Here is a 25,803-nt window from a genome sequence, read left to right as displayed (position 1 = left end):
CACCTCCGCGGGTTCTGTGACCCGCTACCCTTAAGGCTGCCTTAAGGTTGGCCGGGAGTTTGGGGGGAAGTTGTTCTAGTCGCGAGGATTCGCTTGTCCCACAATCCTATCCGAATTTTGTTCGTGCTTGCTGCGCTTGTTCTCAGCTCGGCCGGGGCGCACGCGCAGTTCAACATCCCAAGCACCGACGAGGCGTTCAGGCTCAGCGCCTCGAAGAGCGCCGACGGAGGCGTCATCCTCGATTGGGCGATTGCCCCGGACATGTATCTCTATCGCGACAAAGTGATCGTCTCGGCCTCTCCCGGCGACGCCCAGCCAATGCCGGTCGAGACCAGCCCCGGCATCAAGAAGGACGATCCGACCTTCGGTACAACTGAGGTCTACCATGACGCGGCCCGCGCGACGGTGTCGGCCGGCTCGCTGGCCGCCGCCGGCTCGCCGCAGACGATCCATGTCACCTACCAGGGCTGCGCTGAAAAACTCGGCATCTGCTATCCGCCCGAGACGAAGGCCATAGAGCTCGCGACGCTTCCAGCGGCGGTGAACCAGAGTGCAGCGGCCTCGAATGGCGGTCCACCCTGGAGCACAGTGCCGACTGGCCCCTTGCAGGCGGTCGAACCCACCACGTCCACCAACGCCGCCCCATTGGCCTCGCAAGCCGCTCCACAGGACAATGCCTGGATGAGCGGCAGCTTGGCATCGGTCCTGGCGACCTTCCTCGGCTTCGGCCTCCTGCTCGCCTTCACCCCCTGCGTGCTGCCGATGATCCCGATCTTGTCGGGCATGCTCGCCCGCAGCGGAGGCCAGCTCTCGGCGGGGCGGGGATTCGCGCTCTCGACCACGTACGTGCTCGCCATGGCGGCGGCCTATGGCCTGCTCGGCATCGCCGCGGCTTGGTCCGGGCAAAACCTCCAGGCGGCCCTGCAGACGCCATGGGCGCTGGGCGCCATGAGCGTGCTCTTCGCGGTCCTCGCGCTGTCGATGTTCGGCCTGTTCGAGCTCCAACTCCCCAGCTCCTTGACCAGCTTCATCTCCGGCCGGACCTCCGGGATGGGCGGCTCGCTTCCCGGCGCGGCGGCCCTGGGTTTCACCTCGGCCCTGATCGTCGGCCCTTGCGTGACGCCGCCGCTGGCAGGGGCACTGCTTTACGTGTCCCAGACCGGCGACACGGCCCGCGGGGCCGCAGCCCTGTCCATGCTGGGCCTCGGCATGGGCCTGCCGCTGATCGTGTACGGCACCGTCGGGGCCAAGGCCCTGCCGAAGTCGGGGCCTTGGCTGGTACGCGTCAACCAGGTTTTCGGTGTCGTCTTCCTGGGTGTCGCCGTCTGGATGCTCGCCCGCGTCGTTCCGGCCCAGGTGACACTTGCCCTGTGGGCCATGCTCGCCATCGGAGCCGGCGTGTTTCTCGGTGCCTTCGATCCGACGCCCAGCGCCCCGGTCCGCCGGGTCGCGAAGGCGGCGGGCATTGCGGCGGTGCTCTATGGCGGCACCCTGGTCGTTGGCACGGCAGGTGGAGCAACCGATCCGCTCCAGCCGCTCGCCTTCCTGGCCCGCGGATCGCAACCTGAGCCAACGACTGAGCTGGCAGCTACCCAGGTGACCACGCCCGAGCAGTTCGATGCGGCGGTGAGCACGGCTCGGCAGCAAGGCAAGCCGATCCTCGTCGACTTCACGGCGGATTGGTGCGTCACCTGCAAGGAGATCGAGCGCGACGTCTTCGGCAATCCGGATGTGCAGGAAAGGCTCAAGGACGTGGCGTTCATCAAGGCGGACGTGACGGAGTACAACGAGTCAAGCCGCACCCTCATGCAGCGCTTCAGCGTCATCGGGCCGCCGACGATCCTGTTCCTGGATCCGAAGACAGGACAGGAGATCACCCCGGTGCGGACCATCGGCACAATCGATGCGGATGGCTTCCTCCAGAAGCTAACGGCGGCCGGTGCGTGATGGCTGTCAGCTCCTCCCGTTCCCGTGCCTCCGCGCGGGCCGACGCGTGCTCGCGCCGGACGATCCTGACGTACGCAGCCCTTCTCCCGGGCTTGGCGCTCGTGCCCCAGAGCGTGCAGGCGCAGGCGGCGGAACTGGCCTTCGCCCATGTCACCACGCGGGAGGCCTTCGATGCGGCGGTCAGGCGGGCCCGTGCGCAAAAGAAGCCGATGCTGGCGTACTTCACGGCGGAGTGGTGCTCGATCTGCAAGGGCATCGACGCCCGCGTCTTCTCCAATCCCGTCATCAGGACGCGGCTCGAGGACATCGCCCTGGTGCGTGCGGACGTGACCGCCGCCGACGCGGGCAACCGGGCGCTCATGGAACACCTTCGGGTGCCAGGCCCGCCGACGATGTTTGTCGTCGATCCGAAGGACGGTCGGGAGATGCCCGGAACCCGTCTGGTCGGGTCCATCGACGCCAACCTGTTCCTCGACACGATCAATCTCGCAGGGCTGTGACCTGGCGCTTCGTCCAATCCTCGCTCACGGAAGTAACCTGATGCCCTACCTCACCAAGTCTTTGCTTGCCGCGTTGATGACGGCACTGTCATTCTTCGTTGCGCTCCCTGTCCCGGCCTCGGCTCAGGACAGGGACATCTCGGTCGATTCGATCCTGAACGATCTGCAGGCCCCCGGCGGCGGCAACCCGAAGGGCGATGTCACCATCGTGGCGTTCCTCGACTACAACTGTCCCTTCTGCAAGAAGTCGGCGCCCGACCTGGAGAAGCTGGTCAAGACCGACGGCAAGATCCGGCTGGTCTACAAGGATTGGCCCATCCTCACCTCGGCCTCCTTCCATGGCGCCCAGCTCGCCTTGGCCGCCAAGCACCAGGGCAAGTACGAGCAGGTGCACCACGCCCTGATGGCCATCCCCGGCATGCGGATCAGCAAGGAGAAGATGACCGAGGCCGTCCAGACGTCCGGCGTCGACATGGAGCGCCTGAACCAGGACCTGAAGCAACACGGCCCCGAGATCCAGGCGCTGATTCAGCGCAACCTCGACCAGGCCGACGCGCTGGGGCTGTCGGGAACGCCGGTCTACCTGATCGGCCCGTTCAAGGCCTCCGGGGCGCTCACCTACGAGCAGTTCCGGCAGGCGGTCGCTGACGCCCGCGCGCGAGGCAAGCAGTGAGACGCCGTTCCTCCTCCGACGCCCATTCCCTCCCTGACAGGAAGTCCATGTTCAAGTTCATACGGCTCATCGGCCTTTTCCGCGCGCTCGTCCTGATGCTGCCAGCGGCCTTGGCGGCCTGCAACACCACTGCGAGCGCGCCGCCTCCGCCCTTGGCTGTGGCACCTGCTGTCGATCCCGTCACGGCCGAGCGCTATGCCGCGGTGAACACCGACAAGCACCCAGTGCCCGGTGTCGATCCCACCACGCTCAAGCCGCGCAACGTGCGCCAGCTCGTGGACTACGCGACGACCGAGAAGCCCGGCACCATCGTGGTCGATACCAACGCCCGCTTCATCTACCTCGTGCAGGAGGGCGGCAAGGCGCTGCGTTACGGCGTCGGCGTCGGCAAGGAGGGGCTGGAGTTCAAGGGCACGGCGACCGTGCAGCGCAAGGCGCAGTGGCCGCGCTGGACCCCGACCCCCGATATGATCAAGCGCGAGCCGGAGCGTTACAAGAAGTGGGCCGGTGGCATGGAGGGCGGCACCGACAATCCGCTTGGCGCCCGCGCCCTGTATCTGTTCAAGGACGGCAAGGACACGCTCTATCGCATCCACGGCACAAACGAGCCCGAGACCATCGGCGAAGCCGTGTCCTCCGGCTGCATCCGCATGATGAACCAGGACGTGATCGACCTCTACAGCCGCGTCCCGGCCAGCGCCAAGGTGGTCGTTCTGTGACAGACACCGCCGCATCTCGCCACCGTGAACTTGGATTGGAATGACACCATGGATTTCGACCGCCGCCAACTCATCCAGGGCGCCGCGCTCGCCCTCTTGGCACCTTCATCCTTCAAGGCTGCCCAGGCCGAGAGTGGGGAGGGCTGGCATCCGCTGAAAGGTGACGATGGCAAGCCCGTGCCCAACGCGCGCCTGCCGGTCGAGCTGACCAACGAGATCGAGCATCTGCCCGGCGTGATCTGGGTTGGCTCGAAGAGCACCGCCGTCACGCTCTATGAGTTCTACGACTATAACTGCCCATACTGCCGGGTGGCGGTGAAGGACCTGAACCTTCTGGTGAAGAAGAGGCCGGAACTGCGCCTCGGATTGATCAACAACGCCATCCTGTCCCTCGGATCGATGCAGGCTGCCAAGGTGGAACTGGCGCTTTTCCTGCTGAAGGGACCAGCCGTGACCTACGAGTTCCACCGGCGCCTGTTCGCCATGCCGGGAACGAATGACGGCACACGGGCGCTCAAAGTCGCCGAGGATCTGGGTGTCCCGCGGAGCCAGATCGAGCCCTTGGCCGACAGCGAGAAGGTCGGCGGGATGCTGCGCGAACAGATCCAGCTCGCGGCCAATCTCGGCCTGGCGGCGACGCCGTCCTTCGTGGCGGGCGGGATCGGCGTGCTCGGCTATCCCGGTCCGAAGACCATCGGCAGGATCGTCGCCGCTCTCGACCGATGTGGGGAAGTCGTCTGCCCGGCCTGATGCGGCGCGTCCGATCAAATTTCAACAACGAAAGCTTCGTAGAATGCGGATGAACTCAGCGCGTGGCGTTTTGAGCGGAGTGATCCTTATTTCAGCCCTGGCGGGGTGCGTAACGGTTGGTGATCAGAAACACCTCCAACCGGTGCCGCCGAAGTTGGTGGCCAGCATGCAGGCGAAGGCGATGTCGGTCTCCGACCCCATCCTCATCCGCGTCTTCAAAAAGGAGGCGGAGTTGGAGGTCTGGAAACGCGACAGATCAGGCCAGTACGCGCTTCTCAAGACCTACCCGGTCTGCCGGTGGTCGGGGCAGCTCGGGCCGAAGATAAAGGAGGGCGACCGGCAGATGCCTGAGGGGTTCTACACTGTGCGCGCGGGCCAGATGAACCCGAACTCGGCCTATTATCTGTCCTTCGATCTCGGCTTCCCGAACGAACTGGATCGGGCCCTCGGCCGGACGGGATCCGCACTGATGATCCACGGTGCCTGCTCGTCCTCGGGCTGCTTTGCCATGACGGATGACGGCGCCGGCGAGCTCTTCGCCCTGGCGCGGGAGGCCATCCGGGGCGGGCAGGAGGGCTTCCCCGTTCAGTCCTTTCCCTTCCGCATGAAGCCGGAGAACCTGGCCGAGCACCGGGCCAGCCCGCACATCGCGTTCTGGCGCAACCTCAAGGAGGGCTCGGACCACTTTGAGACGACCCGCCGGCCGCCGAAGGTCGCCAGCTGCGGCCGACGCTACGTGTTCAACGCCAGCCCCAACGATCCCGGTGCTCGGTTCGACGCCGGGTCGGCCTGCCCCGCGTACACGGTCGAGGCAGGCGCCGCCATGATGGTTGCGGCCAAGCAGGCAAGCGACGAAACGCGGATCAGGGAGATCGTTGCCTCGGGGCGGGCGGCCATCTCCTATACCTATGTCGACGGGTCGATGCACCCGTCTTTCCAGGACATCCTGCGCCTCTCGGGACCCGTGCGGCTGCAGGCACTGACATCGGGGTCGGTGGAGGTCAGTCGTCCGGAAACAGCCCTGGCCGAACCGAAGATCACGCCGGCAGGGCCCACACCTGCCTGGGCCTCCAGCACCGTCCAAAACGACGGAACCTGAGTGGCTGATCCCGGTCGATCCCTGTAGCCGTTTCACTGGCATCTGCTACAGGAAGGGTCCGCCCTAATCCAAGAACCGGGGAGACCAACCCCGGCGAGGACACTCCCTTGGCCCTCTTTGCCCTCGGCACATCGTTCTGCATCGCGCTGGCAACGCTCATCTCCGCCGAGGTGGTGAAAGCGGTCGGCGGTCCCATGGCGCTGTCGCGCTGGCGCATGCTCATCGGCTTTCTCATGCTGGCCCTCATCGCCACCGCGGTTGGAGGTTGGGACAGCCTGTCAGCCAGCCACCTCCCGCTGATCGTGCTGTCGAGCCTTGTGGCCATCGTGGTGGCGGATCCGGCGCTGAACGCGGGCATCGCCCTCATCGGGGCGCGGCGGACGGGGCTGATCTTTTCGCTGAGTGCGCCCTTCGCCGCAGGGTTAGGGTTCCTGGTTCTCGGGGAGACGCTCGGCCCGAGCCAGTTGGTCGGCTGCGCTCTGGTGGCGGGAGGGATCGCCTTCGCTGTCGGCTTCAGCCGCAAGCCGGCGGCTTCAGGCACCGGTTCGGACCGGAACGCCTCCATCCATGCCGAGGTCCGGCTGTCGGCCGCGGGCGTACTGCTGGCCGTGCTCGCCGCCTTCGGCCAAGCCGTCGGGATCCTCTCCATGCGGCCTGTGATGCTCGACAACCCGGATCCTTTTGCGGTGATGGCGGCCCGCGGGCTCGTGGCTGTCGTTGTCCTGTGGGCTTGGCATCTGGCATTCCCGGGGACGTGGAAGGCCGGCATCTCCGTCCCGGATCGGAAAACCCTGGCCCGTGTCTCGCTCGGGGTCTTCATCGGTTACGTGGTCGGGATGTCGATGCTGATGGTGGCCCTGACCGGCACCAGCGTGGCGGTCGCCTCAACGCTCTCTTCGATGGCCCCGGTTGCCATTCTGCCGATGCTGTGGCTGCGCACGGGCACCAGGCTCGCGTGGCAGGCCTGGTGCGGCGCGTTCGTGACGGTTCTCGGCACCGCCGTCCTGTTCTGGCGCTAGGAGGCCTGAGAGGGGCAGGCATAGCTGCCCGCACCTTTAGGGGCATCGATCAAGCCGGCTCAAGAGGATCAGGTGCTGGAAGACCGCTTGTTCGAGGTGGCCCCCAGCTGCGGCCGCAAGGCCTCCAGATTGTAGCCCGCTTCCGAGGTCGTCTGCAGGATCTCATTGACTGAGAGGCGGTCGCTGGCCGCCAACGCCCACAGGGTGGTCGAGCGCGTCCCTGTGCGGCAGAAGGCGAGGGCGGGCTTCTCCGCCCTGCCGAGGGCCGTCCTGAACGCCTCGACCTGAGCGTCTGCAATCTGGCCTGAAACGGCCGGGATGTGATGGTACGCGAGGCCCAGGCGCTCTGCGGCAGCTGCGAGCTCCTCGCTCGGGGGCTGATCCGGAGCCTCGCCGTCGGGACGGTTGTTGATGATGGTCTTGAAGCCCGCGGCCGCAGCCTCCTCAAGATCCCGTTCGGTCAGTTGATGGGCGACCGAGATGTTGGGCGTCAGCTTGGTGACCTTCATGCGACGTCTCCCTTCAAGGGGTTGAGAACTGGCGAACCCAGTCGTGGAGAGTGGACAGGTTGGCCAGCCCAGCCTGCCGCGCAACGACTGATCCGTACTTGAGGACGAAGAGGGCCGGAATGCCATGAACGCCGAGTTGCCCGGCCAGTTCCGGCTCGCTGTCCACGTTGACCTTGACGAAGCGGGCCTTGGGTTCGAGCTCCTTCGCCGCCCGCTCGAAGATCGGTGCCATCGCCCGGCAGGGGCCGCACCAGGGCGCCCAGAAATCGGCAATCACCGGAATGTCGCTGCGCTCGGCGTGGCGCTGGAAACGCTGGCCATTGAGCTCGATGGGATGGCCGTCGAAGAGCCTTGCCTTGCAGCTGCCGCAGACCGCCTGCGATGCAGGTCGATCCTGCGGAACGCGGTTGACGGCATCGCACCGGGGACAGACCACATGAAACGATTTCGACATGGACCACCTCCTGTCCTTGCGCCTCAGAGCAGGTTGAGGCTGCGCACCAGCATGTAGATCGCCACGACGAAGATCAGGCCGGCAAAGACCGTGTTGAGGGCGCCTTTCCTCCCGGCGAGCGTCGTGGCCAGGCGGGCGCCGAGCAGGCCGCCCAGCACCCCGCCACCGATGAACAACGCCGCCAGGGTCCAATCGATCAAGCCCGAGGAGGCGTAGTTGGCCGCGGTGGTGAGACCGAAGCCGGTCACGGCCACGAGGGAGGAGCCGATGGCGTACAGGGTCGGCATGCCGGTCGCCAGGATCAGCCCCGGCACGATCAGGAAGCCGCCGCCGATGCCGAAAAAGCCCGACAAGGCTCCCGTCGCCAAGCCGATCCCAACCAGCTTGAGGAAGTTCTCTCGGCCGAGACGGACGTTTCTGTCGCCCTCGCCGGAGTGCTTTCGCAGCATGAGGGCTCCAACGATCATCATCAGCACGGCGAACAGGGCGAGGAGCTTCTGGCCGTCGACCATCTTGCCGAGCGTCGAGCCGCCGAAGGCACCGAGGATGCCGGCGACCGTGAAGACCAGGGCACAGCGCCACTTCACGTTCTTGGCGCGGGCGTGGTTGGCGAGATTGGCGGCGGCGTTGGCCGCCACCGCAATCGCGCTCGTGCCGATGGCCACGTGCGGGTTGGTCACGCCGACCAGGTAGACGAGCAGCGGCACCGCCAGGATCGAGCCGCCTCCGCCCACGAGGCCGAGCGTGAAGCCGACGAGCGAGCCCGAAGCGAGACCGAGAGCGCTCTGGGTGAGGGACAGTGTGATCATGGTCTTCCGCTGTGGCGGTGACAGGGGGTGAATGCGTTAGGCGTGCTTGGGCCGGGCGAAGGCGGCGCGGTTCCAGGGCGCCTTCTTCAGAATCCGGGCCATGCCGCAGAACCCGGTGACCCCCGCCACCGTCAGGCCGGCGCCGACAAAGGCCGGAATGGCAAAGAACCAGGGCGACACGAACAGGCCCAGAATCGTGCCGAGGAAGACCATGCTGCCGGCCCCGATCTGCACCTGACGCTGCAGCTCCAGGGGCTGGCGGCGGTCGACCGCGACGGGCAGACCGGCCTTCTTCCAGGCGTCGAGGCCGCCCTCCAGGACGAAGGCCTCACTCGCGCTGCCAACCTTGGCGGCAAGACGGGCGGCGTTGCCCTGGGTCCGGGCTCCGCTCTTGCAATGGAAGATCACCGGCTGGCCTTCGGGAAGGGCGAGGTCCGCCTGCTCCAGCCGGGACAGGGACGCCAGGCGGGCGCCGGGGATGTTCTCCCGGGCGTGTTCGTCGGCCTCGCGGATGTCGACGAGGATGGCGCCCTGGTCGAGCAGGCGCTTGGCCTCAGTAGGGCTGAGAGTGGGAAGCGACATGGTGGGTCTCCGGATAGGGATCGGCCGTCGAGGCGGCTCATATTGCATTAGATATTGCTTATTTAGAGATTGCTTATATATTGTCAACCACAACGGCAAACGAACCATTGAGGAGGTCCAGACCATGTCAGGCCAACCCATCATCCGAGCATTCTTCGACGAGCCCACCAACACCGTCAGCTACCTGGTGGCGGATCCGGCAACGAAAAAGGCGGCGATCATCGACCCCGTCTTCGACTACGATCACAATTCGGGCACGGTGGACACGCGCTCGGTCGAGATGATGCTCAAGGCGGCCGAGGAGGCGGGCTACACGGTAGAATGGGCGCTGGAGACCCACGCCCATGCCGACCACCTGTCGGGTGCGCCCTACATCAAGGCGAAGACCGGCGCGAAGATCGGCATCGGTGAGCACATCAAGGACGTGCAGAAGATTTTCAGGCCGATCTTCAACGCCACCGATCTCAACCCCGACGGCAGCGACTTCGACCATCTGTTCAAGGACAGCGAGCGCTTCACCATCGGCGAGCTCGACGTGGAGGTGCTTCACACGCCCGGGCACACCCCAGCCGACATCTCCTACAAGGTAGAGGACGCGGTGTTCGTGGGCGACACCATGTTCATGCCCGATTACGGCACCGCCCGTGCCGACTTTCCCGGCGGCGATGCCCACCAGCTGTACCGCTCGATCCGGCGCCTGACCGCGCTGCCGCCCGAGACGCGGCTGTTCATGTGCCACGACTACAAGGCGCCGGGCCGCGACACCTATGCCTGGGAGACCACGGTCGCGGAGCAGCGCGAGAGGAACGTGCATGTGAAGGAGGGCGTCACCGAGGAGGAGTTCGTGGCGATGCGAACCGCCCGTGACGCGAAGCTCGCGGCGCCCCGGCTGCTGCTGCCCTCGATCCAGACCAACATCAGGGCCGGGAAATTCCCGCCGGCGGAAGCGAACGGCGTCCGCTACCTGATGATCCCGGTCAAGATGAAGGGCGGCGCCGAAGAGGTCGTGTGATCGGAGGAGCCTTGGCCTTAGCGATGGCCGGGGCTCCTTTCACCCACCGAGATCAGCTCGGGAGGGAATGACCATGCCATGCGCTCGGCAGGCGCACGGCGTCGAGCAAGTCCACACGGTTCCGTGAGGTCGGACCAGGTGGCGGAACCGAGGAACTGACCGGGCGTCTGTAGGAATGTCGCCTTGTATTCCTACCTGAAGGACTTTTCCCTATGCGTCTTGTCGGTCTGCTTGCCGTGTCCTTGCTTGGCACTCTCACACTTGGAGCCAGTTGGGCGAGGGCCGATGTCCTGATCACCGTCGACAAGGCCACCCAGCGCATGTCGGTCTCCGTTGATGGCCAGTCACGCTATGCCTGGTCGGTGTCGACGGGCAAGGCCGGGTATGAGACGCCGGTTGGCACCTTCGGGCCATCCCGTCTGGTGAAGGACCATGCCTCCAAGGAGTGGGACAACTCACCCATGCCGCACTCGATCTTCTTCACCCACCGGGGCCATGCGATCCATGGCAGCAACGCCACCCGCACCCTGGGGCGGACCGCTTCGCATGGCTGCGTCCGCCTTGCGCCGGCAAACGCGGCGAAGCTGTTTGCCCTGGTCCGCAGTGAGGGGATGCGGAACACGAGAATCGTGATCCGTGGAGACGAGCCGAGGAAATCCTCCGCACGGACGGTGAAGCGGGATCGGCCCAAAGTCCGGCAGGCTGAGCGGTCGCCAGTCGGAGCACGTTATTCCGGCCATCAGCCGCAGCGCACTGAGGCACCACGCGCTGCAGCGACCTATGGCTACGCAAGCCCGCTGAACACCCAGGCTATCTTTGATTGGCGGTGAAACGTGCCCAGCCTCTTACCCCGAGAGGGGGCATCCCGCGATGTCAGCGAGGGCTATGGTTGTCTACGTCGCCCCTTCACGATGTGTCAGACTCGATGATCTGCTCCCCGGGCGGGGCGGTGACCGCCGCCTCCAACAGAACGCTGGCGATGCGCTCGTGCGGCACGATCCGATAGCGGCTGGGCAGAAGCCGCTCGGCCAGTCGCAAGACCCGCATGGCCACGAACTCCGCGGGCCGGAACTCGTCCCGGTCGCCTCCGATCAGGGCAGGGCGCACGATGCTCAGCGATGGGTATCCGACGCCTCCGATTGCCTCTTCCACCTCGCCTTTGACCCGATTGTAGAAGAAGCGCGAGCGTGCATCGGCTCCCGTCGCGGAGTTCAACGCGAAGGCACGCGCCCCATGCTGCCGGGCGAGTTGCGCGACGGCTGGCGGGTAGTCGTGGTCGACCCGGCGGAAGGCCTCCTGCGAGCGTGCCTTGCGGATCGTGGTGCCGAGGGTGCAGATCACGCCGTCCACGGCCCACCACGGCGCATCGGCCGGGAGGTGCTCGAAATCAACCAGCGGGTTTTCGAGCTTCGGGTGGGGCGGCAGTTGCCGACGGGTCGGGGCGACGATCCGACCCACGCGGGCATCGCTTTGCGCCTGCCGCAGGACGGCCCCGCCGACCAGGCCTGTCGCTCCGACGAGCATCAGTGTCGTCATTCTGGTTGCCCTGCCTCCGTGGCCCTTGCGAATTGTATTTCAATCCCCATATCAGGTTTACCCCAGCGGACATCGTATGTGGACTTCGAGGCGGCGGGCGTCACCGCCAGCCCCGATGAGGCCGTGTCAGGACGGATGTAATCCGGCCCGGTCTGCTCCTGCGCTTGCCTGACGATGCGAGCGCCCGACTGGTACACGATCAGCCCAGGCCCGTAGTGTGCGAGGCAGCGATGCGAAGGCATCCTGTCCGTTCGCCCCGGAGCCTGGGCTTTCTCGTTTGAAAAGTGCCTTGATCTTTCAGAGTGGCCGCAGGTCCGAATGAACGCGAATGGCCTCTCCTGGCACTCCTCGGAAGTACACAGAACTTCGGCATATCGGCTGTGAGCCGACCTTTGGAAGGCTGGCCACCTCCGGACAAACTCGGCCGGCAGGCTTGAGCGGTCAAACCTGTGGACGGGATTAACCGCTCCACATATTGTGTCGATCTCCGGCCTCCACATGGTTCTTGCCGCCGGCACCTTCTTCTGGCTGGTTCGTGCGCTCCTGTCCTTGAGCTCAATGGCCGCGCTGCTCTGGCCGGTTAAGAAGATTGCCGCCGTGGTGGCGATGATCGGGGCGACGATCTACTGCATCTTCTCGGGCTCCGATGTCGCCACCGAGCGCTCGCTCATCATGACCCTTGTGATGTTCGGCGCGGTGTTAGTGGACCGTCCTGCGCTGAGCATCCGCAATCTTTCGATTGCCGCTCTCATCGTTCTTGCACGGGACCCCGAGGCGCTGCTCGGACCAAGCTTTCAGATGTCGCTTGGAGCGGTGGCCGCCATGATGGCGTTGGTGCCGCTGATGGAGCGGAAACAGGCCGACGGAACACCGGCTACCGTTCTCGAACGGAGTCTTCGCTGGATCGGCCGGGCGATGCTCGGGCTCGTGACCACGACTCTTGTGACCAGCATCGCCACGGCGCCCTTCGCGACTTATCACTTCCAGTCGCTCAACCCATACGGTCTCATCGGCAATGCGCTTGCCCTGCCGCTCGTCTCGGTCGTGGTCATGCCGTCCGCCGTTCTGGGTGTGCTCGCGTATCCCTTGGATCTTGATCGTCCTGTCTGGCAGGTGATGGGAGCGGCCGTCGAGCAGGTGCTTGCGGTGTCGGCCTGGGTCGGGTCTTTCAGCGGTTCGACCGTGGTGGTGCCGGCGCTGAGCATCGGTGCCCTGGCATTGCTGAGCCTGGGCCTGCTCATTCTGACCATCCCAGCGTCGTCGTTGCGATGGATGGCCCTTGTGCCGGCAGCGATAGGGCTTGCCTTCACGGCTGCTCCGGATCGCTACGACATTTTCATCGACCGCGAGGGGGCAGGGGCGGCTATTCGCGGGACCCGAGGACAGCTTGCTCTCGTCGGGCGACCATCGGACTTCGTGACCGAGCAGTGGCTGCGCGCCGACGGCGATGCCAGGACTGCAGATGATGCCAGCCTCAGGCGTGAGGCACGCTGCGACAGCGCTGGTTGCGTGGTGACTGCCACGGACGGGCGGCGGATTGCCTTTGTCCAGGACTATGCGGCATTCGAAGAGGATTGCCGTCGGGCGAACGTGATTTTCACACGGCTGCAAGCCCCGCCGGCATGCAGGCAGCCTTTCGTTCTTGACGGTGAGGCGCTGAAGGAACGCGGAGCCACGGCTCTGCGCCTCGGTCCCGATGCGATTGAGGTGACATCAGTCAGGAAAGGCCGAGAGATGAGAGCTTGGCCCGATGGCCGCTCAGGCGAGGCTGAAGTAGCGCCTGCTCAGGGGAGGCAGAGACCTGTAAGGCCTGTCCCTGAGCAGGATCTTCCTGAAGACGAGATCAGTACCGGCGAACCAGACTGACGAGCTTGCCTTGGATCTTGACCCGATCAGGGCCGAGCACCCGGGTCTCATAGGCTTGGTTGGCGGCCTCAAGGGCGATGGACGAGCCGCGGCGGCGGAAGCGCTTGAGGGTCGCCTCCTCCTCGTCGATCAGGGCCACGATGATGTCGCCCGTATTGGCATTGTCCTGCCGGCGGATGACCACAAGGTCGCCGTCGAGGATGCCTGCTTCCACCATCGAGTCCCCACGCACTTCGAGAGCGAAGTGGTCGCCCTGGGCCAGGAAGTCGCCCGAGAGGGTGATGGAGTGGCTGCGGGTCTGGATCGCCGAGATCGGCGTACCGGCGGCAATCCGGCCCATGACCGGGATCGACATCTCGCGATCGCGCGGATCGGAGGCCGGCTGGGGAGCAGCCTTCGCCTTTCCGGCGAGACCGCCCTCGACCACGCTCGGCGTGAAGCGCCGCTGGCTGCCTGCCCCGCTGGTGCTCTCCGGCAGGCGGATCACCTCCAGCGCCCGGGCCCGGTTGGGCAGGCGCCGGATGAAGCCGCGCTCCTCCAGCGCCGTGATCAGGCGGTGAATGCCGGACTTGGACTTGAGGTCGAGTGCGTCCTTCATCTCGTCGAAGGACGGCGGAACCCCGGTTTCACGCAGCCGCTCATGAATGAAGCGGAGCAATTCGTGCTGTTTGCGCGTCAGCATGGCTGGCCCTTACTGCCTTCAAAAGGCGATTCTGAAACAAATCAGGAACAAGGTAGCCGTTCTCGCTGTGTTCTGCAAGTCTGTGGTTAAGATTCAGCGCGATGGTTTGTTCTCCAGCCTTGATGGTGTCTCGGTCGACGCTGTGCCATCCGGCCGCACTGGATGAAGATGATGATCCACATATCAAACTTCCCTGAGCAGACTGCCGCGTCACATCTGCTTGAAGCTTTGCTCAGGACTCCCACAATCCAATCTTCGATACTCCGAACGAACTGTTGGCGTTGTAGCTGAGAGTTGTTGTGGCTGGGATCGGAGACGCAAATCTTAGAACGTCGATCCCGACAATAGAATTCAGGTGAGCGGAACCAAAGAGTTCGATGGTATCGAATTGCAAGTCCGCAAAATCACCGGCACCATTGGTGCCATAGATGCTCGTCTTGGACACGCCTGCGTAAACATTGAAGACGTCGTCGCCGTCCAGTCCATTGTAGATCAGGCTATCTTGACCCGCGGCAAGAGCGACAACATCAAACCAATTAATGTGTTCGTTATCAGTGATAATTACATCTGCCATGTTTGCCCCTTTGCCTATAAAGGCTGAGTTTATTGAACGTTATAAAGTGTCGCAAAAGTTCTAACTCTGCAACGAACATTGTTCTCAATTGCACATATGTTGCTGTTTTAATGAGAACCTGTTTGAGGAGCCAAAACTCATCAAATTCACAAGTCTCCGCCATATCCGAGGATTTGGAGCCAAAAGCTGCTATCTGGATTCTAACAAAACCGCTCCAGCCGAATGATCCGGCACGGCTCGCCCGCCGTGGCCTCCGGGGCATGCGGCGGACGGACCAGTAGGGCATCAGAGCGCTCGAGGATGCTCAGCATGGATGAATCCTGCAGCAGGTGCGGCGTCGCGACGCAGAGCATCAGCCGGTCCTGTCCTTGAGTGAGGGTCAAGGGGACATCCTGAAGCGCAAGAGAGGCGCGCATGTAATCCTGCCGCTCCCGGTTCGGCGGAAGGTCCGCCCCGAGGATGGCGTCCTCCGTTGGGTCGTCCGCAGCCCGCTGGTCGCCCAGGAGAGCGCGGATGGCGGGCACCAGAAACAGGACGGCGCAGACCAGCGAGGAGACCGGGTTGCCGGGGAGCCCGAGGAGTAGGGTCGAGCCGAGGCGTCCATGCATCAGGGGCTTTCCCGGCCGCAAGGCTACGCGCCAGAAGCCGAGATCCATGCCCTGGCGGCTCAAGGCCTCCTGCACGAGGTCGTGCTCGCCCACCGAGGCCCCGCCCAGGGTCACGAGGATGTCGGCACCGATGTCACGCGCTGTCTGGATCCGCTCATCGAGCGATGCAAGATCGTCGCGGGCGATGCCGAGATCGATCGCCTCGGCTCCGGCCCTTTCTACCATCAGGATCGTGGCAGGGAGGCTCGAGGCGGTGATCTGGTCGGGCCCGACGGGTTCACCCGCCCGTACCAGTTCGTCGCCGGTGGCGAGAATGGCCACTTTGGGCCTGCGATGCACGGGCAGGGTCCCGTGCCCCATGGCGGCGGCAAGAGCGATGTGGCGGGAGTCTAGGCGCAGGCCCGCCTGCAGAAGCACATCGCCAGCGCGGAAATCGAGGCCGGCCGCGCGAATGTGGCGGCTGGAGCGGGGCGCCTCCTTCACGGTCACCCGATCGCCGGAGGGGTCCGCATCTTCCTGCAGCACCACTGCGTCCGCGCCGTCGGGAATGGGTGCGCCGGTGAAGATCCGTACCGCCTTCATGGGGCCGATGGTTCCAGTAAAGCGAGCCCCTGCGGCGCTCGTTCCGATCACCTGGAGGCTGGCAGGAACCTGGGCGCAATCGATGCTGCGCACCGCGTAGCCATCCATAGCGGAGGCCGGGAAGGGGGGCTGATCACGCAGGGCGCTGAGATCCTCGGCAAGGGTGCGCCCGGCGCAGGAGGCGAGGGGCACATACTCGGTCTCAAGCGGTTCGCCTACGCTCGCCAGCACCCGAGACAGGGCATCCTCGACGGAAATCAGGCTCATGGCGCCTCGTAATCTCCCGATCGTCCGCCGCTCTTCCGGCGCAGGCGGATGCTTTCGATCCGCATGCCCTTATCGGCTGCCTTCACCATGTCGTAGATCGTCAGGCAGGCGACGGAAACGGCGGTGAGCGCCTCCATCTCGACGCCTGTTTGGCCCGACACCTTCACTTCGGCGCTCACGCGCACGCCGGGAAGGCTCTCGTCGAGGGCGCAGTCCACCTTCACCTTGGAAATTAGGAGAGGGTGGCAGAGGGGGATCAACTCATGTGTTCGCTTCGAGGCCATGATGCCGGCCAAGCGGGCCGTGCCCAGCACGTCACCTTTCTTGGCGTCACCCTGGCGGATCAGGGCCACCGTTTCCGGCTGCATGACCACGCGACCCTCGGCGATCGCGGTGCGGCTCGTGACGTCCTTGTCCGAGACGTCGACCATGTTGGCCTCCCCCGCCGCATCGAGATGCGTCAGCCCGGTCATGCGGCCTCGCCGAAAAGGAGCCTGCGGGTTGCAGCCGCCACGTCCGCCTGCCGCATCAGGCTCTCGCCGACGAGGAAGGTGGAGATATTCACCTCCGTCAGGCGCTCGATATCCTGCAGCGTGAAGATGCCGCTCTCGCCGACGACGATGCGGTCGGATGGGATCAGGGGCGCCAGTTCCTCACTGACTTCGAGCGAGACTTCAAAAGTGCGAAGATTGCGGTTGTTGATGCCGACCAGTTTGGTGCCGAGCGGCAGGGCACGCTCCAGTTCGGGCCGGTCGTGCACTTCCACGAGCACATCCATCCCGAGATCATGGGCTGTATCGATCAGGGCGCGTGCCTCTTCGTCCGTAACGCTTGCCATGATCACGAGGATGCAGTCGGCACCCCAGGCGCGGGCCTCGTAGACCTGATAGGGTTCGAACAGGAAATCCTTGCGAAGGGCAGGAAGCCCGGAGGCCTCGCGGGCTTGGGCGAGGTATTCAGGCTTGCCCTGGAAGGAGGGCTCGTCGGTGAGCACCGACAGGCAGGTGGCGCCGCCCTCCGCATAAGCTTGGGCAATGCTTGGTGGGTCGAAATCGGCACGGATCAAGCCCTTGGAGGGGCTTGCCTTCTTCACCTCAGCGATCAGCGCGGGCCGTCCTTCGGCGAGATGGCGCTCGATGGCCTTTGCAAAGCCGCGCGGCGGTGAGGCCTCGCGGGCGCGGCGTTCGATTTTGGCCTGTGGCACGGCAGCCTTCGCGGCTGCGATCTCCTGGCGCTTGTAGGCTTCAATCCGGCTGAGAACGTCGCTCATGGCCCCCCACTCAACCGTTTGAGACTTGGACAAGGCGCTCGAGGGTAGCTTTGGACGCACCGCTGTCGAGGGCGCGAGACGCGCGCTCAAGACCATCGCGCAGGTTGGCGGCTTCGTCTGCCACTACGAGTGAAGCGGCGGCATTCAGCAGAGCAACGTCGCGATAGGGTGTGCGGGCGCCGTCGAGGACGGCACGCAGTTGGGCCGCGTTGTGCTCGGGATCGCCACCACGCAGATCATCGAGCGATGCCGTCGGCAGGCCAACCTCTTCCGGAGTGACGGTGAAGCGGCGGATTGCGCCGTTTTCGAGCGCTACTACGAAGCTTGGGCCCGTCGTTGTCATTTCGTCGAGCCCGTCCGAACCGTGCACGGTCCAGACCTTCTGTGAGCCGAGCTCTTTCAGAACCTGGGTGAGGGGCTCGAGCCAAGCCTCTGAGAAGACACCCAGAAGCTGGCGCTTGGCGCCTGCCGGGTTGGCGAGGGGGCCAAGCAGATTGAAGATCGTGCGCGTGCCAAGCTCCACACGCGTCGGTGCCACGTGGCGCATGGCGGCGTGGTGGGTTTGAGCGAACATGAAACAGAGCTTCGTCTCGGACAGGCAGCGCTCCAGGCCTTCTGGAGCGAGGCCGAGCTTCACCCCAAGCGCCGAGAGCACGTCCGCAGTACCCGACTTGGACGAGGCCGCACGGTTGCCGTGCTTCGCGACGGGAATACCGCAGGAGGCGACGATGATCGAAGCCAACGTCGAGATGTTGTAGCTGCCTTTGTGGTCGCCGCCGGTGCCGACGATGTCGATAGCCTTGTCCGGTGCGTTGACCTTGAGCATGCGCCCGCGCATGGCCGTGACGGCACCGACGATCTCGTCGAGTGCTTCGCCCCGAACCCTCAGGGCCATCAGGAAGGCGCCGCCCTGGGCCGGCGTAACCTCGCCGGAGAGCAGATCGTCGAAGGCATCCCGCGCCTCGTCCCGCGTCAGCGATGCACCGGTAGCGACCTTCGCAAGGTATGATTTGAAGGATTCCATTGGTTTCAGTGCCCTGCTGGTGCGGCTGCGGCGCCGGTCGCGCGGTGCTTGGCATTCCAATCCGCCGCGAGTTCGAAGAAGTTGCGCATGATCGTCACCCCGTGCTCCGACAGGATGCTTTCGGGGTGGAACTGCACGCCATGGACCGGCAACGACCGGTGAGACAGGCCCATCACGAGGCCGTCTGCCGTTTCTGCCGTGACGAGAAGGTCGTCCGGGCAGGTCTCGCGATCCACGATCAGGGAATGGTAACGGGTGGCTTTGAACGAGCCGTTGATGCCGCGGAAAACCGCCTGCCCGTTGTGCTCCACATCGGAGACCTTGCCGTGCATCGGCAGCGGCGCCCGCGAGACGGTGCCGCCGAAGACCTGGCCGATGGTCTGCAGGCCGAGGCAAACGCCGAACGTTGGGATCTCGGGCGAGGCGCGCTTCACGAGATCAAGGCAGACCCCGGCTTCATTCGGGGTGCAGGGCCCGGGAGACAGCACGATGGCGTCCGGTCGATGGCTAAGCACCTCGTCGGCGGTAATGGCGTCGTTACGCACCACATCGACCGAGGTAGCAAGCGGGCCGAGCAGATGCACCAGATTCCAGGTGAAGCTGTCGTAATTGTCGATGACGAGAACACGGGTCATGGCGCGCCGACGTTCGCGTATGAGACGCCCCCGGTCAAGGGAACGATTGGCATGACGCTCATTGCCCGACCCTTGCCTGGCTGGCGAAGCGCATGGCCTCTTCGGCGGCCCGGAACAGGGCCTTCGACTTGTTGATACATTCCTGCTGCTCGGAGGCTGGATCGGAATCGTACACGATGCCGGCGCCCGCCTGGACCGCCATGCGCCCGTCCTTCACCACGGCCGTGCGCAGCACGATGCAGGTGTCCATCTCGCCGTTGGCGCCGAAATAGCCGATGCACCCGGCGTAAGGTCCGCGCTTATCCTTCTCCAACTCGTCGATGATCTGCATGGCGCGCACCTTCGGCGCTCCTGAGACCGTGCCGGCTGGGAAACCGGCGATGAGCGCATCGAGGGCGTCGAAGCTCGGATCGAGCCGCCCTTCCACGTTCGACACGATGTGCATCACCTGGCTGTAATATTCGAGGAAGAAGGAATCCGTGACCTGCACGGAGCCCATTTCGGCCACCCGGCCCACATCGTTGCGGCCGAGATCGAGCAGCATCAGGTGCTCGGCGCGCTCCTTCTGGTCGGCCAGCAGGCTCTCCGCATGAGCCCGGTCCTCGGCGGCAGTTGCACCGCGCGGGCGGGTGCCGGCGATGGGGCGGATCGTAACCTTGCCGTCGCGGACCCGCACCAGGATCTCAGGCGAAGAGCAGACGATCTGGAAATCCTCGAAGTCGAGGTAGCAGAGGAACGGCGCTGGGTTGACCCGGCGCAGGGAGCGGTAGAGCGCGAAAGCGGGCAGAGGGAAGGCGGATTCGAAGCGCTGGGACAGCACCACCTGGAAGATGTCGCCCGCACGGATGTAGTCCTTCGCCCTGGCGACCATCGCCTCAAACTCGTCCGGTGTGGTGTTGGACACCGGCGGCTCGAAATGAATCTGCGTGGGGTCGGTCCGGTCGTCCATGGGCAGCGGGCGCTCCAGGGCCACCGTCACCTCGTCGAGGCGCGCCAGCGCCGTTTCATAAGCGATCTTGGCGGAAATGCCCGGTTGGGGGCGCACCGGCGTGATCAGCGAGATCTCATCCCTGACCCCATCGAACACCACCATCACGGTGGGACGGATCAGGATGGCATCCGGCACCTTCAGCACATCGGGGTTGGGCTCGGGCAGTCGCTCCATAAGACGCACCATGTCGTAGCCCAGATAGCCGAAGAGCCCGGCCGCCATAGGCGGAAGATCGTCGGCGAGGGGCAGGGCGCTTTCCTTGATCAGAGCCCGCAGGCTTTCCAGGGGCGGACGCTCGTCCACGCTGAATTCCTGCATGCGGCTCAGCGCCTGACGGTCGATGGACGCAACCCCATCCTGGCAGCGCCAGATGAGATCGGGGTCAAGCCCGATCATGGAGAAGCGGCCGCGGGTCGCGCCGCCTTCGACCGATTCCAGCAGGAAGGCCGGGCCCTTTCGCCCATGACGCAGTTTCAGGAAAGCCGCGACCGGGGTGAGCAGATCGCCCACCAGAGTGGTGCGCAGAACGCCAGCCTCGCCAGCCTCATAGGCCGTGGCGAAGGTGTCGAAGTCGGGCGCGAGCGTCATGGCCTACAATTCGCCGCCGGTAGCCTGACGCAGCGCCTGCTGGTTGATGGTCACGCCGAGATCCTGCCGAACCTGGGCGATATACTGACTGATCAGGTCGTCGCTGATGCCGGTGCGAAGCTGGTTCTCGGTGTTCTGTGCCTGTTGCGTTGAGGTGACCAGGGGCGCAACTGTGGCGGAGGTGACCTTGAAGACCGCCCGCCCATCCGCGCCATTGGCAGCATGGCCCGCCTTTCCGACCGGAACGGCGAAGATGCGGTTCACGGCCTCGGCGGTCAGATCGTCCTTTGCGGCATTTCGGGCGAGGTCGGTGGCGGTTTGCACCGTTGCGCCAATCTCCTGGGCGACAGCCTCGATGGCTTCGCCCTTTTCCAGGCGCTCCGTCAGCCCGCGGGCTCTCTCGGAGAGACGCTGGGCGACCTGATCCTCGCGCCACTGGGCGGCGACCTGATCGCGGACCTCATCGAGGTTCTTCTCGCGGGAGGGCTCGATGCCGGTCACGTCGTACCACACATAGCCGGTGCCGGTGCGCAGGGCTTCGTTGTCGACGCCGATATCCGACGCGAAGGCCGCCTTCACGACCGCATCCTTCGCCGGGATGTCGACCGGGTTGCCGGCCTTGTCGAGGCCGTTGGCATCCACCGCCGGGATCTGAACCAGGGTCAAGCCCTTTTCCCTGGCGATGTCCGCCAGCGGCTTGGCGCCGGCGCGCAGATCCTCGATCTCGTCATGGATTCGCTCGATCTGCCCCTGGGCCCGCTCCGTTGCGACTTCCTGCCGGAGTTCCCCGGCAACCTCTTCGAACGGCCGCACGGCTTCCGGCTGGATCTGCGTGACCCGCAGGAGTACGGGGCCGAAGCGGCCGGCGACCGGAGCGCTTGTAGCGCCTTGCTCCAGGCTGAAGGCGGCGTCCGCCACCGCTTGGTCGAGCATCTCGGCCTTGGTGAAAGTGCCGAGCTCCAGGTCCTGCGGGGACACGTTGCGCTCCGCTGCGATGGATTCAAAGGTCGCGCCTTCCCTGATCTTCGCAGCGGCGGCATCGGCCTCAGCCTGGGACGGGAAGGTGATCTGCTGGATCGTCCGACGCTCGGGGCTGCCGTATCTTGCCTTCTGCTGCTCGTAACGTGCGCGGGCATCGGCCTCCGACACAGTGTCGGGCTTGGCCAGGGCAGCAGCATCGAGAGCCATTGCCGTCACAGCGCGGTATTCAGGAGCCCGGAACGTGCTTTTGCGCTCATTGAAGAAGCTCTGGAGCTGTTCCGCCGTAGGGGCAGGGATATCGCCCGCCATCGTTGCCGTCAGGAGAAAGTAGGCACTCGCGCGGCGCTCAGTGGCGTAGCGATTCAGAGCCTCCCTGGCGGCCAGGGGGACATTGATGTCCCCGGCGATGGCCTCGGCGAGATGAAGGCGCGCCATGGCGGAGCGCTGCTCCTGCACAAAGCCGGCCTCGGAAAGATTGATGTTGCGAAGCGCCTGATCGAACAGGGCACGGTTGAACTGGCCGTCCGCACCTTTGAACGCAGGATTGTTGACGATCGAGGCGGCGACAAGCTGATCGGAGACCGACAGGCCCATCTCCCTGGCCTTCTCGGCCAGGACGGCATCGGTCACCAGGTTATTGATCACCTGCTGGTCGAGGCCAAAGGCGCGGGCCTGCTCAGGGCTGATGACCGTGCGGAACTGGCGCCCGAGCCGCTGCAGCTCGTTGGTATAGGCGTTGCGGGTCTGGTCGACCGTGATCGTCGTGTCCCCGACCTCGGCCACCGTGGAAGCGGGCGTTGCGCGGAAGATGTCGCCGATGCCCCAAATGGCGAAGCTGACGATCAGGGCGCCGAAAAAGATGGTGGCGATGGCTTTGCCGACGATTGTCTGCCCAGCCTTGCGCATGTTCCGAAGCATCGTGAACCCGTTTTCCAAAAACTCGTTAAACTTGCCGATAAACGATCAGGGGCTCTACGAAAAGGGCAAGTCTGGTTGAAAGAGGGTCTAAGCCTCTGCTAGTGCCAAGTTATCAAGCGTCACAGGAGTGCCTTACATGAGCGTCGATAGGCCGCGCCCGCTGGTTGCGGGCAACTGGAAGATGAACGGGTTGAGGGCCTCGGCGAGGGTGCTGGAGGAGATCCACGCGGGCTACACTCCCGGCCTCAGGGCCAAGGTGGAGCTTGCCGTCTGTCCGCCCGCGACCCTGATCGGCCATGCCGCACAGCTCTCGGTCGGCTCCCGGGTCGCCATCGGCGGGCAGGATTGCCATGCCAAGGAATCGGGCGCCTTCACGGGTGATCTTTCCGCCGAGATGCTGGCCGATGCTGGGGCAACCTATGTGATCGTCGGCCATTCGGAGCGCCGCCAGTACCACAAGGAAAAGGACCAGGATGTCTGCGCCAAGGCCGTGGCGGCTCACCGGGCCGGCCTCACGGCCATCGTGTGCGTCGGCGAAACCAGGGAAGAGCGTGAAGCCGGGAAGGCCCTCGCCGTGGTCAAGAAGCAACTGCGCGGCTCGGTCCCGGTCGATTCGAACAGCCACAACCTCGTTGTTGCGTATGAGCCGGTCTGGGCCATCGGCACGGGCCTGACCCCGACGGCCGCCGATGTGGCGGAGGTCCATGCCGCCATCCGCGAGGAGCTGAAGCGCCTCGTCGGCAAGGCCGATGCGCCTAAGGTCCGTATCCTTTATGGCGGCTCCGTGAAACCCACAAATGCTGCCGAGCTGATGGCTGTTGAGAACGTCAACGGTGCCCTGGTTGGCGGGGCCAGTCTCGTGGCGGCGGATTTCCTGGGCATTGCAGGAGCTTATCTGGGGTAAGTGCGAAAAGGCCGCTTGCGGGCCTTTGATCCTGAGCCCACCTATGCTACAGGCCGCCGCAACGAACGGATTGCGAGCGGCTGTCGCCCTGTGCGCAGCCGCTTGAGGTTTTTGAAAACGATGCAAACAGTTCTCATCATCATTCACCTGATCATCGTGCTCGCCCTGATCGGCGTGGTTCTCCTGCAGCGCTCCGAGGGCGGCGGCATGGGTCTCGGCGGTGGCGGAGGCGGCGGCGGTGTGTCTGGTTTCATGACCGGCCGCGGCCAGGCCAATGCGCTCACCCGTGCGACGGCGATTTTGGCAGGCCTGTTCTTCGTGACGAGCATTGCGCTTACCGTCATGGCGACCTCGACACGGGCTCCGCGCTCGATTCTCGACGGCGCCGCGCCGGCCGCTCCGGGCCAGCAGGCTCCGGGGGCTCCGCAGGGCGGCAACGTGCTTGAGCAGCTGCAGCGCCTCCAGGGCGATCAGCCGGCGGCTCCTGCTCCCGGCACTCCGGCGCCGGCGCCCGCAGCGCCTCAGCAGTAAAACGAACCCAGGGCCGGTGCTTCCGGCCCTCTCTTTTTGTGGATGGCTTTCGGGTGGTCGGGTTTGCGATTGCGAATCGGCGCCCGATGTTTATGGATAGGGGTCCATGACGCGGTACGTATTCATCACCGGCGGCGTGGTGTCTTCGCTCGGCAAGGGTCTGGCTTCGGCGGCTCTGGGAGCGCTTCTCCAAGCACGCGGTTACAAGGTTCGGCTTCGCAAGCTCGACCCATATCTCAACGTCGATCCGGGGACGATGAGTCCCTACCAGCACGGCGAGGTCTTCGTGACCGACGACGGCGCTGAAACCGATCTGGATCTCGGCCATTACGAGCGTTTCACCGGCGTGCCGGCCACGAAGGCCGACAACATCACGACGGGGCGCATCTACCTCGACATCATCACCAAGGAGCGCCGCGGCGATTATCTTGGTGCGACCATCCAGGTGATTCCGCACGTCACCAACGCCATCAAGGACTTTGTGCTTACGGGCAACGAAGGCTTCGATTTCGTCCTGGTCGAGATCGGCGGCACGGTGGGCGACATCGAGGGACTGCCGTTCTTCGAGGCGATCCGCCAGCTCGGCAACGACCTCGAGCGGGGGCAGGCGATCTATGTCCACCTCACGCTGCTGCCGTTCATCCCGTCCGCCGGCGAGCTGAAGACCAAACCCACTCAGCACTCGGTGGCAGAGCTGCGCTCCATCGGCATCCAGCCCGACATCCTTCTCTGCCGCACGGATCGCGAGATCCCGAAGGACGAGCGCCGCAAGCTGGCCCTGTTCTGCAACGTGCGCGAGACGGCCGTGATCGAGGCGCGTGACGCCCGCTCGATCTACGACGTGCCATTGGCCTATCATGAGGCGGGTCTCGACAGCGAAGTTCTGGCGGCCTTCGGCCTCGATACGGCCAAGACCCCGAATCTGTCTCGTTGGACCACCATTTCCGAGCGCGTCCACAACCCTGAGGGCGAGGTCACCATTGCCGTCGTCGGCAAGTATACCGGCCTCAAGGACGCCTATAAGTCGCTCATCGAGGCGCTTCACCATGGCGGCATCGCCAACCAGGTGAAGGTGAATCTCGAGTGGATCGAGAGCGAGGTCTTCGAGAGCGAGGATCCGGCTCCATTTCTGGAAGGTATCCACGGCATCATGGTGCCCGGAGGCTTCGGCCAGCGCGGCGCCGAGGGCAAGATCCGGGCGGCCCGCTTCGCCCGCGAGCGCAAGGTGCCGTATTTCGGCATCTGCTTCGGCATGCAGATGGCCGTGATCGAGGCGGCCCGCTCCCTTGCCGGCATCCAGGATGCCAGCTCCACCGAGTTCGGTCCAACCTCGCAGCCGGTGGTCGGCCTCATGACCGAGTGGCTGCGCGGCAACGAGCTCGAAAAGCGTACGGCCAGCGGCGATCTCGGCGGCACCATGCGGCTTGGCGCCTATCAGGCGAGCCTCAAGCCGGGCAGCAAGGTTGCGGAGATATATGGCGGCACGGAAATTTCTGAGCGCCACCGGCACCGCTATGAGGTGAACATGTCCTACCGCGACCAGCTGGAAACGAAAGGCCTGCGCTTCTCCGGCGTCTCGCCGGACGGGATCCTGCCTGAGATCGTCGAGTACGAGGATCATCCCTGGTTTATCGGCGTGCAATACCACCCCGAGCTGAAGTCGCGCCCGTTCGAGCCGCACCCGCTCTTCAAGAGCTTCATCCACGCGGCCGTGGAGCAAAGCCGGCTGGTTTGATGTTAACCTGAACCGTCGCGCCCGAAATCCTACGGGCG

General features: G+C 64.9%; 27 protein-coding genes. 13 read left to right on the top strand and 14 right to left on the bottom strand.

Annotation, left to right across the window (positions count from 1 at the left end; genetic code table 11):
* Nucleotides 1-93 precede the first annotated feature (93 nt).
* The 7 genes from dsbD (at nt 94) to JQC81_RS14275 (ending at nt 6,707) form a co-directional block, all read left to right on the top strand.
* The gene (gene dsbD, locus JQC81_RS14305; RefSeq protein WP_210347168.1) at nt 94-1,947 is read left to right on the top strand and encodes a protein-disulfide reductase DsbD; all 1,854 of its coding nucleotides are present in this window, start codon (nt 94-96) and stop codon (nt 1,945-1,947) included.
* Nucleotides 1,947-2,447 (top strand): thioredoxin family protein, encoded by a 501-nt coding sequence (locus JQC81_RS14300; protein WP_203272478.1) that lies wholly within the window; start codon nt 1,947-1,949, stop codon nt 2,445-2,447. The genes dsbD and JQC81_RS14300 overlap by 1 nt, the downstream gene beginning before the upstream one ends.
* Nucleotides 2,448-2,487: 40 nt before the next feature.
* On the top strand, nt 2,488-3,120 hold the full coding sequence (locus JQC81_RS14295; protein ID WP_203272477.1) for a DsbA family protein: 633 nt from the start codon (nt 2,488-2,490) through the stop codon (nt 3,118-3,120).
* A gap of 47 nt (nt 3,121-3,167) precedes the next feature.
* Entirely contained in the window at nt 3,168-3,839 is a 672-nt protein-coding gene (locus tag JQC81_RS14290; RefSeq protein WP_203272476.1) for a L,D-transpeptidase, read from the top strand.
* A gap of 48 nt (nt 3,840-3,887) precedes the next feature.
* Nucleotides 3,888-4,589, top strand: a complete 702-nt coding sequence (locus JQC81_RS14285; protein ID WP_203272475.1) for a DsbA family protein — start codon at nt 3,888-3,890, stop codon at nt 4,587-4,589.
* Nucleotides 4,590-4,638: 49 nt separating this feature from the next.
* Nucleotides 4,639-5,688, top strand: a complete 1,050-nt coding sequence (locus JQC81_RS14280) for a L,D-transpeptidase family protein (RefSeq protein WP_203272474.1) — start codon at nt 4,639-4,641, stop codon at nt 5,686-5,688.
* Nucleotides 5,689-5,795: 107 nt separating this feature from the next.
* Nucleotides 5,796-6,707 (top strand): DMT family transporter, encoded by a 912-nt coding sequence (locus JQC81_RS14275; protein ID WP_203272473.1) that lies wholly within the window; start codon nt 5,796-5,798, stop codon nt 6,705-6,707.
* 68 nt (nt 6,708-6,775) lie between these two features.
* Here JQC81_RS14275 and JQC81_RS14270 read toward each other — a convergent pair whose 3' ends face one another.
* From JQC81_RS14270 to JQC81_RS14255, 4 genes are read right to left on the bottom strand one after another with little or no spacing between them, the layout of a single operon-like run.
* Nucleotides 6,776-7,216 carry a protein tyrosine phosphatase family protein gene (locus JQC81_RS14270; RefSeq protein ID WP_203272472.1) on the bottom strand — a complete coding sequence of 147 codons (441 nt, stop codon included), beginning with the start codon at nt 7,214-7,216 and terminating at the stop codon, nt 6,776-6,778.
* 13 nt (nt 7,217-7,229) lie between these two features.
* A complete protein-coding gene (gene trxC / locus JQC81_RS14265) occupies nt 7,230-7,670 on the bottom strand; it encodes a thioredoxin TrxC (RefSeq protein ID WP_203272471.1) in 441 nt (146 codons plus the stop codon).
* 23 nt (nt 7,671-7,693) lie between these two features.
* A complete protein-coding gene (locus JQC81_RS14260) occupies nt 7,694-8,479 on the bottom strand; it encodes a sulfite exporter TauE/SafE family protein (RefSeq protein WP_203272470.1) in 786 nt (261 codons plus the stop codon).
* Between the two features lie 36 nt (nt 8,480-8,515).
* Entirely contained in the window at nt 8,516-9,061 is a 546-nt protein-coding gene (locus tag JQC81_RS14255) for a rhodanese family protein (RefSeq protein WP_203272469.1), read from the bottom strand.
* A gap of 124 nt (nt 9,062-9,185) precedes the next feature.
* Here JQC81_RS14255 and JQC81_RS14250 point away from each other — a divergent pair, with 124 nt between their 5' ends.
* Both JQC81_RS14250 and JQC81_RS14245 read left to right on the top strand, forming a co-directional pair.
* The gene (locus JQC81_RS14250; protein WP_203272468.1) at nt 9,186-10,073 is read left to right on the top strand and encodes an MBL fold metallo-hydrolase; all 888 of its coding nucleotides are present in this window, start codon (nt 9,186-9,188) and stop codon (nt 10,071-10,073) included.
* A gap of 212 nt (nt 10,074-10,285) precedes the next feature.
* Nucleotides 10,286-10,903: a L,D-transpeptidase gene (locus tag JQC81_RS14245; protein ID WP_203272467.1), complete on the top strand. Its 618-nt coding sequence runs from the start codon at nt 10,286-10,288 to the stop codon at nt 10,901-10,903.
* Nucleotides 10,904-10,979: 76 nt separating this feature from the next.
* Here the strand turns inward: JQC81_RS14245 and JQC81_RS14240 are convergent, their stop codons facing one another.
* Nucleotides 10,980-11,609: a Rossmann-fold NAD(P)-binding domain-containing protein gene (locus JQC81_RS14240; RefSeq protein WP_203272466.1), complete on the bottom strand. Its 630-nt coding sequence runs from the start codon at nt 11,607-11,609 to the stop codon at nt 10,980-10,982.
* Between the two features lie 477 nt (nt 11,610-12,086).
* On the opposite strand from JQC81_RS14240, the gene JQC81_RS14235 reads away from it, so the two are divergent.
* The gene (locus JQC81_RS14235; protein WP_312887515.1) at nt 12,087-13,475 is read left to right on the top strand and encodes a ComEC/Rec2 family competence protein; all 1,389 of its coding nucleotides are present in this window, start codon (nt 12,087-12,089) and stop codon (nt 13,473-13,475) included.
* On the opposite strand, the gene lexA is transcribed toward JQC81_RS14235, so the two are convergent.
* The 9 genes from lexA to JQC81_RS14190 form a co-directional block, all read right to left on the bottom strand.
* Nucleotides 13,453-14,157 carry a transcriptional repressor LexA gene (gene lexA / locus JQC81_RS14230; RefSeq protein WP_190846672.1) on the bottom strand — a complete coding sequence of 235 codons (705 nt, stop codon included), beginning with the start codon at nt 14,155-14,157 and terminating at the stop codon, nt 13,453-13,455. The genes JQC81_RS14235 and lexA overlap by 23 nt on opposite strands.
* Nucleotides 14,158-14,389: 232 nt before the next feature.
* Nucleotides 14,390-14,731, bottom strand: coding sequence for a hypothetical protein (locus JQC81_RS14225; RefSeq protein ID WP_203272464.1), 342 nt, complete (start codon nt 14,729-14,731; stop codon nt 14,390-14,392).
* Between the two features lie 200 nt (nt 14,732-14,931).
* On the bottom strand, nt 14,932-16,188 hold the full coding sequence (locus JQC81_RS14220) for a molybdopterin molybdotransferase MoeA (protein ID WP_203272463.1): 1,257 nt from the start codon (nt 16,186-16,188) through the stop codon (nt 14,932-14,934).
* Entirely contained in the window at nt 16,185-16,661 is a 477-nt protein-coding gene (gene moaC, locus JQC81_RS14215) for a cyclic pyranopterin monophosphate synthase MoaC (RefSeq protein ID WP_203272462.1), read from the bottom strand. The genes JQC81_RS14220 and moaC overlap by 4 nt, the downstream gene beginning before the upstream one ends.
* Nucleotides 16,658-17,458, bottom strand: a complete 801-nt coding sequence (gene trpC, locus JQC81_RS14210) for an indole-3-glycerol phosphate synthase TrpC (protein ID WP_203272461.1) — start codon at nt 17,456-17,458, stop codon at nt 16,658-16,660. Before trpC ends, moaC begins: the two co-directional genes overlap by 4 nt.
* A 10-nt stretch (nt 17,459-17,468) precedes the next feature.
* On the bottom strand, nt 17,469-18,482 hold the full coding sequence (gene trpD / locus JQC81_RS14205) for an anthranilate phosphoribosyltransferase (RefSeq protein ID WP_203272460.1): 1,014 nt from the start codon (nt 18,480-18,482) through the stop codon (nt 17,469-17,471).
* A gap of 5 nt (nt 18,483-18,487) precedes the next feature.
* On the bottom strand, nt 18,488-19,117 hold the full coding sequence (locus JQC81_RS14200; protein ID WP_203272459.1) for an anthranilate synthase component II: 630 nt from the start codon (nt 19,115-19,117) through the stop codon (nt 18,488-18,490).
* 58 nt (nt 19,118-19,175) lie between these two features.
* Nucleotides 19,176-20,696 (bottom strand): anthranilate synthase component I, encoded by a 1,521-nt coding sequence (gene trpE / locus JQC81_RS14195; protein WP_203272458.1) that lies wholly within the window; start codon nt 20,694-20,696, stop codon nt 19,176-19,178.
* A 3-nt stretch (nt 20,697-20,699) separates the two neighbouring features.
* Nucleotides 20,700-22,595: a peptidylprolyl isomerase gene (locus JQC81_RS14190; protein WP_203272457.1), complete on the bottom strand. Its 1,896-nt coding sequence runs from the start codon at nt 22,593-22,595 to the stop codon at nt 20,700-20,702.
* Between the two features lie 136 nt (nt 22,596-22,731).
* Between JQC81_RS14190 and tpiA the strand changes: the two genes are divergently transcribed.
* The 3 genes from tpiA to pyrG all read left to right on the top strand — a co-directional run bounded on the left by tpiA (nt 22,732) and on the right by pyrG (nt 25,765).
* Nucleotides 22,732-23,499 carry a triose-phosphate isomerase gene (gene tpiA, locus JQC81_RS14185; protein WP_203272456.1) on the top strand — a complete coding sequence of 256 codons (768 nt, stop codon included), beginning with the start codon at nt 22,732-22,734 and terminating at the stop codon, nt 23,497-23,499.
* Between the two features lie 120 nt (nt 23,500-23,619).
* Nucleotides 23,620-24,030 (top strand): preprotein translocase subunit SecG, encoded by a 411-nt coding sequence (secG, locus tag JQC81_RS14180; RefSeq protein WP_203272455.1) that lies wholly within the window; start codon nt 23,620-23,622, stop codon nt 24,028-24,030.
* A 106-nt stretch (nt 24,031-24,136) separates the two neighbouring features.
* Nucleotides 24,137-25,765 (top strand): CTP synthase, encoded by a 1,629-nt coding sequence (pyrG, locus tag JQC81_RS14175; protein ID WP_203272454.1) that lies wholly within the window; start codon nt 24,137-24,139, stop codon nt 25,763-25,765.
* Nucleotides 25,766-25,803 lie beyond the last annotated feature (38 nt).

The organism is Microvirga arabica, assembly GCF_016811235.1.
GTDB classification, from domain to species: Bacteria; Pseudomonadota; Alphaproteobacteria; order Rhizobiales; family Beijerinckiaceae; genus Microvirga; species Microvirga arabica.
Note: the sequence above shows the minus strand (reverse complement) of the source record. Positions and strands in the feature narration are given on the sequence as shown.

Bases quoted from the DNA above. Each gene is read 5' to 3' on its own strand.
- JQC81_RS14200 (WP_203272459.1), bottom strand. From the start codon at position 19,117: ATGACCCGTGTTCTCGTCATCGACAATTACGACAGCTTCACCTGGAAT.
- JQC81_RS14260 (WP_203272470.1), bottom strand. From the start codon at position 8,479: ATGATCACACTGTCCCTCACCCAGAGCGCTCTCGGTCTCGCTTCGGGC.
- JQC81_RS14220 (WP_203272463.1), bottom strand. From the start codon at position 16,188: ATGAGCCTGATTTCCGTCGAGGATGCCCTGTCTCGGGTGCTGGCGAGC.
- JQC81_RS14290 (WP_203272476.1), top strand. From the start codon at position 3,168: ATGTTCAAGTTCATACGGCTCATCGGCCTTTTCCGCGCGCTCGTCCTG.
- moaC (WP_203272462.1), bottom strand. From the start codon at position 16,661: ATGACCGGGCTGACGCATCTCGATGCGGCGGGGGAGGCCAACATGGTC.
- secG (WP_203272455.1), top strand. From the start codon at position 23,620: ATGCAAACAGTTCTCATCATCATTCACCTGATCATCGTGCTCGCCCTG.
- trpD (WP_203272460.1), bottom strand. From the start codon at position 18,482: ATGGAATCCTTCAAATCATACCTTGCGAAGGTCGCTACCGGTGCATCG.
- JQC81_RS14285 (WP_203272475.1), top strand. From the start codon at position 3,888: ATGGATTTCGACCGCCGCCAACTCATCCAGGGCGCCGCGCTCGCCCTC.
- pyrG (WP_203272454.1), top strand. From the start codon at position 24,137: ATGACGCGGTACGTATTCATCACCGGCGGCGTGGTGTCTTCGCTCGGC.
- JQC81_RS14190 (WP_203272457.1), bottom strand. From the start codon at position 22,595: ATGCTTCGGAACATGCGCAAGGCTGGGCAGACAATCGTCGGCAAAGCC.
- trxC (WP_203272471.1), bottom strand. From the start codon at position 7,670: ATGTCGAAATCGTTTCATGTGGTCTGTCCCCGGTGCGATGCCGTCAAC.
- tpiA (WP_203272456.1), top strand. From the start codon at position 22,732: ATGAGCGTCGATAGGCCGCGCCCGCTGGTTGCGGGCAACTGGAAGATG.
- JQC81_RS14245 (WP_203272467.1), top strand. From the start codon at position 10,286: ATGCGTCTTGTCGGTCTGCTTGCCGTGTCCTTGCTTGGCACTCTCACA.
- lexA (WP_190846672.1), bottom strand. From the start codon at position 14,157: ATGCTGACGCGCAAACAGCACGAATTGCTCCGCTTCATTCATGAGCGG.
- trpC (WP_203272461.1), bottom strand. From the start codon at position 17,458: ATGAGCGACGTTCTCAGCCGGATTGAAGCCTACAAGCGCCAGGAGATC.
- JQC81_RS14240 (WP_203272466.1), bottom strand. From the start codon at position 11,609: ATGACGACACTGATGCTCGTCGGAGCGACAGGCCTGGTCGGCGGGGCC.
- JQC81_RS14270 (WP_203272472.1), bottom strand. From the start codon at position 7,216: ATGAAGGTCACCAAGCTGACGCCCAACATCTCGGTCGCCCATCAACTG.
- trpE (WP_203272458.1), bottom strand. From the start codon at position 20,696: ATGACGCTCGCGCCCGACTTCGACACCTTCGCCACGGCCTATGAGGCT.
- JQC81_RS14300 (WP_203272478.1), top strand. From the start codon at position 1,947: ATGGCTGTCAGCTCCTCCCGTTCCCGTGCCTCCGCGCGGGCCGACGCG.
- JQC81_RS14255 (WP_203272469.1), bottom strand. From the start codon at position 9,061: ATGTCGCTTCCCACTCTCAGCCCTACTGAGGCCAAGCGCCTGCTCGAC.
- JQC81_RS14225 (WP_203272464.1), bottom strand. From the start codon at position 14,731: ATGGCAGATGTAATTATCACTGATAACGAACACATTAATTGGTTTGAT.
- JQC81_RS14295 (WP_203272477.1), top strand. From the start codon at position 2,488: ATGCCCTACCTCACCAAGTCTTTGCTTGCCGCGTTGATGACGGCACTG.
- JQC81_RS14280 (WP_203272474.1), top strand. From the start codon at position 4,639: ATGAACTCAGCGCGTGGCGTTTTGAGCGGAGTGATCCTTATTTCAGCC.
- JQC81_RS14250 (WP_203272468.1), top strand. From the start codon at position 9,186: ATGTCAGGCCAACCCATCATCCGAGCATTCTTCGACGAGCCCACCAAC.